The organism is Aerococcus sp. HMSC062A02 (assembly GCF_001809535.1).
GTDB lineage: Bacteria > Bacillota > Bacilli > Lactobacillales > Aerococcaceae > Aerococcus.
In genome coordinates, this window is sequence record NZ_KV797925.1 from 55,894 (window position 1) to 65,977 (window position 10,084).

The 10,084-nt window shown below is 48.0% G+C and carries 9 protein-coding genes and 1 pseudogene; 1 reads left to right on the forward strand and 9 read right to left on the reverse strand.

The features are described 5' to 3' along the window. Position 1: 1 nt before the first annotated feature. On the reverse strand, positions 2-223 hold the full coding sequence (locus HMPREF2626_RS05005; RefSeq protein WP_070618302.1) for a DUF2829 domain-containing protein: 222 nt from the start codon (positions 221-223) through the stop codon (positions 2-4). 10 nt (positions 224-233) lie between these two features. Next, positions 234-923 (reverse strand): hypothetical protein, encoded by a 690-nt coding sequence (locus HMPREF2626_RS05010; protein ID WP_070618304.1) that lies wholly within the window; start codon positions 921-923, stop codon positions 234-236. Positions 924-1,402: 479 nt separating this feature from the next. Between HMPREF2626_RS05010 and HMPREF2626_RS05015 the strand changes: the two genes are divergently transcribed. Beyond that, on the forward strand, positions 1,403-2,266 hold the full coding sequence (locus HMPREF2626_RS05015) for an HAD family hydrolase (RefSeq protein ID WP_070618307.1): 864 nt from the start codon (positions 1,403-1,405) through the stop codon (positions 2,264-2,266). A 2-nt stretch (positions 2,267-2,268) separates the two neighbouring features. Here the strand turns inward: HMPREF2626_RS05015 and HMPREF2626_RS05020 are convergent. The 7 genes and pseudogenes from HMPREF2626_RS05020 to HMPREF2626_RS10280 form a co-directional block, all read right to left on the reverse strand. Further along, a pseudogene (locus tag HMPREF2626_RS05020) lies at positions 2,269-3,600 on the reverse strand (M18 family aminopeptidase). Between the two features lie 103 nt (positions 3,601-3,703). Next, complete coding sequence (locus tag HMPREF2626_RS05025; RefSeq protein WP_070618310.1) at positions 3,704-4,747, reverse strand: ABC transporter ATP-binding protein; 1,044 nt, start codon at positions 4,745-4,747, stop codon at positions 3,704-3,706. Positions 4,748-4,759: 12 nt separating this feature from the next. Further along, on the reverse strand, positions 4,760-5,581 hold the full coding sequence (locus HMPREF2626_RS05030) for a carbohydrate ABC transporter permease (RefSeq protein WP_070618313.1): 822 nt from the start codon (positions 5,579-5,581) through the stop codon (positions 4,760-4,762). Continuing rightward, the gene (locus HMPREF2626_RS05035; RefSeq protein WP_070618316.1) at positions 5,574-6,440 is read right to left on the reverse strand and encodes a carbohydrate ABC transporter permease; all 867 of its coding nucleotides are present in this window, start codon (positions 6,438-6,440) and stop codon (positions 5,574-5,576) included. The genes HMPREF2626_RS05030 and HMPREF2626_RS05035 overlap by 8 nt, the downstream gene beginning before the upstream one ends. Further along, a complete protein-coding gene (locus HMPREF2626_RS05040) occupies positions 6,440-7,696 on the reverse strand; it encodes an ABC transporter substrate-binding protein (RefSeq protein WP_070618319.1) in 1,257 nt (418 codons plus the stop codon). The genes HMPREF2626_RS05035 and HMPREF2626_RS05040 overlap by 1 nt, the downstream gene beginning before the upstream one ends. A 325-nt stretch (positions 7,697-8,021) precedes the next feature. Beyond that, entirely contained in the window at positions 8,022-9,116 is a 1,095-nt protein-coding gene (locus HMPREF2626_RS10275) for a metallophosphoesterase family protein (RefSeq protein WP_246818928.1), read from the reverse strand. Next, positions 9,026-9,925, reverse strand: coding sequence for a fibronectin type III domain-containing protein (locus tag HMPREF2626_RS10280; RefSeq protein WP_246818927.1), 900 nt, complete (start codon positions 9,923-9,925; stop codon positions 9,026-9,028). The genes HMPREF2626_RS10275 and HMPREF2626_RS10280 overlap by 91 nt, the downstream gene beginning before the upstream one ends. Positions 9,926-10,084 lie beyond the last annotated feature (159 nt).

The window sequence follows — 10,084 nt, forward strand, 5'->3', positions numbered from 1 at the left end:
CTTAGTCAACCAAACGCCAGTCTTCAGCTAAAAGATCGCAAACAGTCGGTTGAAAGACACTAAAACCTTCTCCCGCCACCGCAATCAAGAAATAAGGGGTCACTGGACGGCCATCATATTCCTGACCGGCAACATAACACACATACTCTTCGGCCCCCGGCCAGCCCTCACGGATAATGCGGGCGCCGTCTTTTAATTGGGGTAAAATTGCTTCAAAAGTCATTCAACATCTCCTAATTCAAATATTCTTGCATGGTATCGGCTTGGTCAGCAGTCGTGTTCCCAGCAAAGTTAGGGGCTGCTAAGGAAATACCACCTTGTTCATTATAATAGAGATACCATTCTTTAGGGAAGTCCGCTTGGTCATTATCCACTTCAACAACCGTATTTACCTTGATGTCGCGGATTTGACCAGGCAATTGGGCAGAGAAGACTTGGATGGTCTTGGTTGGAACCTGCTTGATCTGCATGGCAAAATTTCCTTGGCCTGGAATATTCACATAGCCTTCATTATTATCCAAGTTAATATTCTGTGGCGCATTGGCTACGGTATGGGGAATCACAAAACTTATAGCGCCGACATTTTCAGCAGAGACGCCATAAGGATAATCATCCCCCTGGGCAGAGCCTTGGACAGTTACATCTGTGCCGTCTGCAGATTCTTGGTCAGAAGACTCGCTGGACTGGTCGCTCGCCCCATCCTCAGCATCTTTGGAGCTCGCTGATGAAGCATCATCTTTGCCGTCTTGGCTTTTGGCTGCATCGGCTTGGCTATCGGCTGCTGTCTCCCCTGCTTGACTAGTCGTATCGGCCTGGCTAATGCTTCCCGCTTCATTATTCTGTGCACTGTCCTGGCTACAAGCGGCCAAGAGGAACACACTGGAAGCCAAGAGTAACTTGCTAGCAAACTTTGTCATTTTCATCATGATCTCTCCTATTCTAACAAATACTATAGCGCTTACTTATACCTTCATTATAGCAAGCCCCCGACAAAAGTTAAAATAAAGGCCCTTATCTCCCATCAAAAAACAAAAAAAGTCGACTAGGCGCTCGACTTTTTCGCATAAGTCAGAACATAGCCTTCCTTACTAGCTGCCAGTCCTCCATTAGACTGACGCTTAACTTTAAAAGAAAATCTAAAAGGAACTAAGGAAGCTGATGAATATCGTTTGTACTGAGAAAAGGTATCATTATCCTTGTATGCACTTGCCCCCTAAACCTCGTTCAAGTCTCCCCTAGTTTAGGCCTAAAGTTCTGAGAAAAAAAGTTCAAAACTTTCTCGGCTCCAGTAGTTTTTGCTGACAAGTTAGACAGTTTATCTTAAGATAGAACTGGAAAAGAAGACTAGATACTTAATAAAAATATCACTTTATCACACTCTCTTCAGAAAGGATAGGATTCGATGATAAAATTGATTGCTTCTGATATTGACGGCACCCTGCTCACAGACCAAGGCATTATGAGCCCCCAAACCCACCGGGCCATCCACCAAGCCATCGCAGAGGGGATCGAATTCTTGCCGGTGACAGGGCGAGGCTATGCGGCGGCCCAGAATATTATCGGCATGCAGGGGCTCCAGCTCCCTATGATTAACCTCAACGGGGCCCTGGTCTCCTCCGCCCAAGGCCAAGCCTTAAGCCAATTGCCCCTGCCCCAAAACCAGGTCCTCGCCATGCGTGACTTCCTCGACCAGGCAGACGTTCGCTATTCCCTGGTCAGCCAGGATTGCTATTACACCACCGATCCCGACCGCTATCAAGCAGGCATCATCCGCTTTCTCAAAGATCAAACTGCCAGCCACCAACAAGCAGGTATCCCAACACCTTCTATTGAACTTGACCAAGCCAAGGCCTTCATCCAAGACATAGGCAGACTTAAGGATCTGCCCCAGCAGGACTTCCTCAAGCTAATCTTCTTCACAGACCAGGAAGACCTCCGCCAAAGCTTCCGCGAGTATTTTGCTGGGAACGAACTTCTCACCCTGTCATCTTCAGGCCGCCACAATGTCGAAATCACCCAGGCCAAGGCGAGCAAGGGACAGGCTTTGACCAAGTACCTAGAGGAAGCCGGTTACCAAAAAGATGAGGTCCTGAGCATCGGTGACTCCTACAATGACTTGTCTATGTTCGCCGTCACGGGACATAGCTATGCCATGGGCAATGCTGAGCCCGCTGTCCAAGCCCAGGCCAATGCCCTAGCCCCTAGCAACCAAGAGGACGGCGCAGCTTGGATGATCCAAGAAGTCTTAGCTGGTCGGATTGGCTAAGTCTACTTGCAGTCAAGTTTAAAGCCAGATTGACCATCTTGGCGGAGGCGGTAGTGGTAGAAGGCGGCGATGAGATCCCGCATGTAAGCTGGATCATCGGCTCCGGCGCTTTCATAGCTCGAATGCATGGCAAGCTGGGCCAGACCAATATCCACCGCATTCACCGAAACCTGCTGCATGGCCAGGTTACCTAAAGTAGATCCGCCAGCCTAGTCCGAACGGTTAGCAAAGAATTGAAGGGGGACCCCGGCCTCTTTAGCAATGACTTTGATAAGGGCCCGGCTGACCCCATCCGAGGTATATTTCTGACCAGCATGGGTCTTCACCACTACTCCAGCATTCAACTCCGGATAATTGCTTTCATCCATCACTTCAGGGTGGTTAGGATGGATGGCATGGGCATTGTCCGCGCTGATGAGGAAGCTCGAAGCCAAGCGCTGGTAGTAAGAAGCCTCATCGCCTCCTAGACTAAAGTGGATCCGGCGCAGGACATCTTTAAGGAAGGTCGACAAGGCCCCTTGCTTGGTCCCGCTCCCCACCTCTTCATTATCAAAGCAGGCGTAGACACTGGTTGTTTGGGGATGGTGAGCTTCCGCCTCGAGAAAACCAGCCAAAGTGGTAAAGGCAGAAGCCAAGTTATCCAATTGGGGAGCCGAGAAGAATTCCTTGTGGGCACCCCAAATCCGCCCAGGCATCCGGTGGTAGAGACTCAACTCCATATCCAGGATGGCATCAGCTGGCAGGTCCAATTCCTCAGCCACCAGAGCTTTGAGCTCCCCCTTCTGCGCCTTCTTACCAGCGAGGAGGGGGATCATATCCACTTGCGGATTCAAGGCCACCCCCTGGTTCATCTTCCGATTCATGTGGATAGCCAAGTTCGGAATAAGGACTAGGTCGCGGTCAAAGGCCAAGAGCCGGCTGCTGATCCCTCCCTCTTCCTCGACCAAGACACGGCCCGCCAAAGACAGGGGACGGTCAAGCCAGGACTGGGCGATCATCCCTCCATAAGGCTCCGTATTTAAGCGCAAATACTTATCATCCTTCAACTCTGCCCGCTCCTTCAAGCGGTAGTGGGGCGAATCCGAGTGCGAAGCCACCAGGTTAAAGGCATAGTCCTGGGTATCTTCAGCCACTTTAAAGGCAATCAGACTGGACTGGTTGCGGGTCGTAAAGTAAGTCTGACCAGGTGCCAAGTGCCAATCTTCTGCCTCCGTCAGCTCCTGGAAACCTTGGTCCAAAAGCCGGCGCCGGATCTCCGCCACCGCATGAAAAGCCGTCGGAGACTTCTCAATAAAATCAATCAACTCTTCCGTCAGATCTAGGGACATAACCATCTCTCCTTCATTTCAAAACTTGATTATTACTAGCATGCCCCATCCGAGTCAACAAAAACAATGAAAAAGGACGACCAATAAGCTGGAGCATCCTTTTTCATTTTTAGATTTCAACAGCCAAAGCCGTCTCCTGGCTAAAGGCCCTCACCTTCTGCCAATCATCAACAGCAAGGTCATAAGTTTTCCCCTCTTCCACAGCTTCCTTAGCTGGAATTTCAATAATTAAATGCTGGTCGGGGAATTGCTGATGATCCAGGTAGACATAGAGGCTACCACCGAGGTTTTCAATCAGAGACACCCGGTAACGACTGCCATCTTTTAAACTCAGGTTTTCAGGTCGAATACCAAAATCAATACCTGTCTGATTAACTAAAGGCGCAGGAATATCGACCAAGCTCTGGGCTAATTCCTGGGCCGGGATAAAGTTCATCTTTGGGGTTCCCAAGAATTCTGCCACAAAGCGGTTGGCTGGGTCTTCATAAATTTCTGTCGGTGAAGCGATCTGTTGGACTTCACCTTGGTCCATGACCACAATCCGGTCCCCCATGGTCATCGCCTCCGTCTGGTCGTGGGTCACATAGACCATGGTAGTTTGTAGGCGACGATGGAGCTTGGAGATCTCATAGCGCATCTGGGACCTTAACTTAGCATCCAAGTTGGACAAGGGCTCATCCATCAAGAAGGCTTGGGGCTGTCTCACAATGGCTCGTCCTAAAGCGACACGCTGCTTTTGACCCCCGGACAATTCCTTAGGGCGGCGGTCAAGATAGGCTTCAATCCCCAGTAAGCGGGCGGCCTCTTGGATCTTTTGGTCAATCTCATCTTTAGGCAGCTTCTCCATCTTAAGGGGATAGGCCATATTCTTATAGACCGTCATGTGGGGGTAGAGGGCATAATCCTGGAAAACCATGGCCAAGTTCCGATCCTTAGGCGCCTTATCGTTGACCTTTTCGCCGGCGATCAGGAGCTCTCCTGAAGTAATGGCTTCGAGCCCCGCAATCATCCGCAGGGTGGTCGACTTCCCGCAACCGGAAGGCCCCACCAGGACAATGAACTCCCCTTCTTCAATCTTGAGCTTTAAATTTTTAACGGAATAAGTCTTCCCATCGTAGGATTTACTGATATTTCTTAATTCAATTTCACTCATCTTTGGTCTCCTTTAACTCTTCAATCCCTGTTGACTCATCCCCCGCACCAAGTGTTTCTGGATCACTAGGAAGATCAAGAAAGGTGGTAGGGTCGTGACGACAGAGGCCGCCATCTGAGTCTCCCAGGTTGTCTTGTAAAGATCACGGAAGTCAGTCAAAGCCAGGGGCAGGGTCCGCAATTCAGGGGCAATGACCATTGTCTTAGCATAGACCAGGTCTCCCCAGGCGGTGATAAAGGCAAAGAGAGCTGCCGTTACAATCCCCGGCAAGCACATGGGCAGGAGGATATGCCAAATCGCCTGCCAACGAGTGCTGCCGTCCATCCAAGCCGCTTCTTCATAGGTAATCGCTAGCTGAGAAAAATATGAATACAAAAGGAAAACAGTGAGGGGCAGAGCCATCGCCGTATTGGCCACCACCAAGGCAAAGAGACTATCCAAAAGTCCCAAGCGTCTGAAAATCACATACATGGCATTGACCAAGATAACGGAAGAAAACATCTGCGTTGCAACCACCATTAAAAGAAAACCTGTCTTCCCCACGAAACGGTAGCGGGTCAGGGCATAGGCTGCTAAAATCCCCACCAGTAAACACACGACCATGGTGCAGGAAGCCACAATCAAACTATTGATAAAGGCCGGTATAATAGATTTTTCCCCACCAAGGACCTGGGCGTAGTTGCCAAACTGTAGGTTCTCAAACCAAGAAGGGGGCCAAGCAATAATCTGCTCATAGGTCTGCAAAGAGCTATTGATGAGGACTAAAACAGGAAAGAGCGACAAGCATACAAAGATCAAAAGTAGAAAAGTACGAAAGATTTTTCCCTTAGTCACGTGACCGCCCTCCCATCAAGTAGATTGCCGTTAGAATCGTTAGGATAATCACCGCTATGACGGTTAAGGCTGAACTGGCTCCCAAGTCAAAACGACTAAAGGCCTCTTGGTAGATCCGAATGATTAAGGTCTCTGTCGACCGCATCGGGCCACCCTGGGTCAGCACATAGATGACATTGAAGGAGTTGAAGGTCCAAATCGTCACTAAAACCAAGGTTGTCAAAAAGACCCCCCGGATCCCTGGCAAAGTCACATCAAAGAATTGTCGGATCTTGCCTGCACCATCCATAGCAGCCGCTTCATAGAGATTACGGGGCACTGCTTCAAGTGCAGCTAGAAAAATCATCGCCAACATGGGGATGCCCATCCAAGTATCTACGACGCTGGCACTGTAGAATGCCGTTGTCGGACGGGACAGGAAGGGAATCGGCTCGGATAGAACCTGCCACTCCATCAAATAATAGTTGATATAACCATATTGATGGTCTAGCAACCACTGCCAGATGGTCCCAGCAGCGACTTGGGGGATAGCCCAAGGAATCAATACTAAGAAGGTAAATATTTTCTTGAAGTAAATCTCCGAATGCAGGAGATAACCGACACCAAAGCCAAAAACCATCTTCAACAAGACAGTCACTACCGTGTACTTAAAGGTAATCGCCATTGTATCGCTAAAATTAGCGTCCGTCATCACTTCCTTAAAGTTCCCGAGGCCGACAAATTCGGATACATTGGTGAAGACATTAACCTCATTAAAAGATTGCCATACGGTTAAGGCAATCGGATAACCGTATAGCAATACTAAAAGTAAAGCACAAGGCAGAATCAGCAAGTAAGGCGTCATCCGCGCTTGTCTCATTACTTGCTAGCCTCCTCTTGTGCCTGGTCTAAAGCTTCTTGAGGGGTCTTTTGACCGGTTAAAATTTCTTGGAAGGCAATGGTGAAGGCCTTATTGAAGGTATCCCAGTTAGAAACTTGAGGTTCAGGAACACCTGCATCTAAGATGCTAAGGAAGGGTTGCATGAAGTCGGTCTTGAAGCGTTCATCGTCCAATTCTTGCTTAAGCACAGGCAACCAGTTGTAGGCTTCACTGATAGGACGTTGTTGGTCTTCATGACCTAAGAATTCAATAAACTTGTAAGCTTCATCTTTATGTTCAGAAATTGAAGACATGGCATAAGAGTCGGTTACCAAGGTTACAGCCCGTTCTGGTCCTTCTGGAATTTCAGCAACCGCATAAGGGGTCTTGTCTTGTCCCTTATCCATTTCTTCTTTCTCCCAGCCACCAGAGATAAACATAGCCAGGTCACCGTTCTTGAACATTTCAACTTGGTCATTCCGACCTGTACTTACAGCATCAGGAATCACATCTGCGAATTGTTTGAGGTAGTCACCAGTTTTAACGTTTTCTTCGCTGTTAATTACGAATTGGCCTTTATCGTCAATAATCCGGCCGCCACCTTGGTAGATGAAGTTTAGGATTTCATCGGTCCCGTGGGTAACATCTGTTGGAATCGCAAAGCCGTACATGTCATGCTCATCGTGAACTTGTTTAGCTGTTGCCAAGAGTTCATCCCAGTTTTCTGGGGCCTTGTCGATCAGATCTGAGCGATAAAAGAGGGCACGCGAGCTCAAAGCCAGTGGAATCCCGTATTGTTTACCATCTACTTTGGCAGTGTCCATCACATTCTCAATCCGCGTTTCTTTGAATTCATCGGTCATATAAGGGGTCAGGTCTTCTAAGACGCCTTCTTCCACGAATTGACGGATAGAACGTGAACCCATCATTAAGATATCAGGCGAATCTCCAGCTTGGTAAAGTTGAACAATTTTTGAGTTCAATTCATCCCAGCCAGCTGGTACCACTTGAATCTTAATCTCAGGATTTTGTTCTTCGTACTTAGCAATGGCTGAATCCAACTCATCCTTAAGATAGCCAGAATCATAACCTGGAACGAGCATCTTCAGAGTGGTCTGTCCATCTGCAGCCTGGCTCGTCTCAGCCTCGCTGCTGGCATTATCTGCCTCTCCTTGACTAGACTCTTGGTTGCCGCAGCCTGTCAGTACAAGAAGCAAAGCAGCCAAGCTCACTAGCCATTTCACTAATTTCTTCATTATTTTCCTCCATTTCTCTAACACATAGTACTATCCAAAAGGGGGCCAGCAAAGATAAGAGCGAGGACAAAGCCTCCCACGTCTATAATTGATCTTAACATCTTAATTAAAGCCTTAAACCAGGAATCTCTGCTTCAAACTTTTCTTAACCCCCTTTCGCCCTCATGTGATAAATTTATCATAACAAAAAGGCGGGTTTAACGCAATTTTGACGGATTATTTCACATAAAAAAGGGAGGTTCACAAAGAACCCCCTCCGGATAAATGTCGTCAAGTCAACAAAGCACTGAAAGCGCTAACTTATTAAAAATTAATCACTTATACACTATTTGTCTTTCTTAATCCCGTAAGAGTCAACCAGTTCAACCGTCCGTTCTTCCCCTTCGTGGAGGTTACCGTCCATTTGGTAGAATTCGATCAAGAATTCATCTTCGGTGACGGTGTAAACCGCGAAGTTTTGGTTTTGAGATTGACGGTAGTTTTCGTGTTTATGGTCAAATTTAGGGGAGTCATCCGGTTGTTTCGCCACATCGAAGAGGCCGTTCCAGAGCTCAACATCTTCTTCGGTCATCCAATCTAACTTAGGACGGACCTTATGGACATGGTCAGCTCCCTTCATGTAGATGGCATCATAGGCCTTGGTCCCAGAAGTGTTCGGGATGATGTAGGTGACCCCTTCTGGATTCACATGGTATTCCACGCCGTCTTTTTCTGTCTTTTCGGTGTCTTCGACTTCACCGTAAGAGAAGTTATCGGAAGTGTAAACCAGAGACTTGGTCCGGGTTAAGTTGTGGTCGTGACCTTGGAGAACCACATCGACATCGAGTTCGTCTGCTAATTTAGCGAATTCTTCCCGGGTCACTTGAACGTCCTCATCTTGGAGGGCGTGGTAGGAAGCTGAGTAAATGGGTTTATGGTAAGCTAGGATGATCCAGTTAGCCCCTGCGTCACGGGCTGCTTGGATGTCTTTCTTGGCCCATTCCATCTGTTCCTTACCGATGGCGCCTTGTTCGGGATTATCTTCCGATTCCTTATTGTCGTTGGTATTTAAGACCACAAAGTGAGCACCATTGTAGTCGTAGGAATAGTAGGAGCCCCCAGTCATGGCGTCATTGGTAATCGGCACATTGGTATGCTCGTTGAAGGCGGTTAAGTCCTTTTCATCCCCTAGAACGGTGTATTCATCGTGGTTACCTGGGGTGTAGGCATGGGGTAAGTGAAGGTTTTGGTCTTGGGACATATCCAAGTTATCTACCCATTCGTCTTCAACTTCTGCCACTTCAACGAAGTCCCCAGTGTGGAGGGCGAAGTCAGCATCAGGTGCGACTTCTAGGGCATGGGCAAGGGTGTCTGCCCCGTAAGCCGCCTCATTATTGACATTGGCATTCCAGTAAGCATTCTGGGTATCCGTATAGTGGATGAATTGGAAAGGTCGCCCTTTTCGCCGGAAGTTCTAAAGGAACCAACCTTAGAATAGCCGCCCTCGTCAGAACCCACTTGGTAGTAATATTGGGTATCTGGCTCGAGGTCATCCGCTTCAGCCTTGTAGGAGTATTCGGTCACATCTTGGAGTTCCAAGTAGCCTAAGGAGCTCCCTTCAGAAGTCCATTCGGTATTATCGGTCGTAATTTGTTCGTCGGTGAAGTAACCTTCAACTTCTTCCGGTTTACCGTTCTCGTCGACAATGAAGTTACCGTCTTCATCCTTAGTGGCTGCTGCATAGATATAGTAGCCATCCTTGTCGCGCTCCGCATATTCAGAAGTTACTTCAGTCGCTTCTGCAACGAATTCAAGCGGATTGGACATATCCTCTGACTTAGATACCTTGACCTTAGCATCTGGCATCTGGTCTGTTGTATACCAGTTGAAGCCCATCGCATCATTAGTTTCTTCTAAAAGGTTGGTTGCAATCCGGTTGGGTTCATTATTGACAGGAACAGGGGCCACTTCTGGCTTCTCATCCTGGAGCTCAATTAAATCCAAGCCGTTCTCTTCCCCATAGACAGGATCAACTTCCTCAGACTCTTCCCCTTCCTTAGACTCTGAAGACGCCGCAGAACTTTCAGAAGCTTGGTCTGACGAAGCGGACTCACTAGAAGCCACACTCTCCTCAATCGCATCCTTAGCTGGCGCTTCCTCTGCAATATTCCCAGATTCAGCACACGCTCCTAACACAAACACAGACGTCAGCAAGAGACCAACTTTCTTGAACTTACTATCCCAATTCACCTGGTCTGATTCCTCCTTCAAATTAATCGGTCTTTTATTATCACTAAAAGCCTAACTAAGACTAACTATAACAGAAGCATGTAAATACTCTGTAAACATTCGGTAAGGATTAGGTAAATGTATAGAGGGTGTGAGCAAGAGCGCTTAGCTTTGGATGCT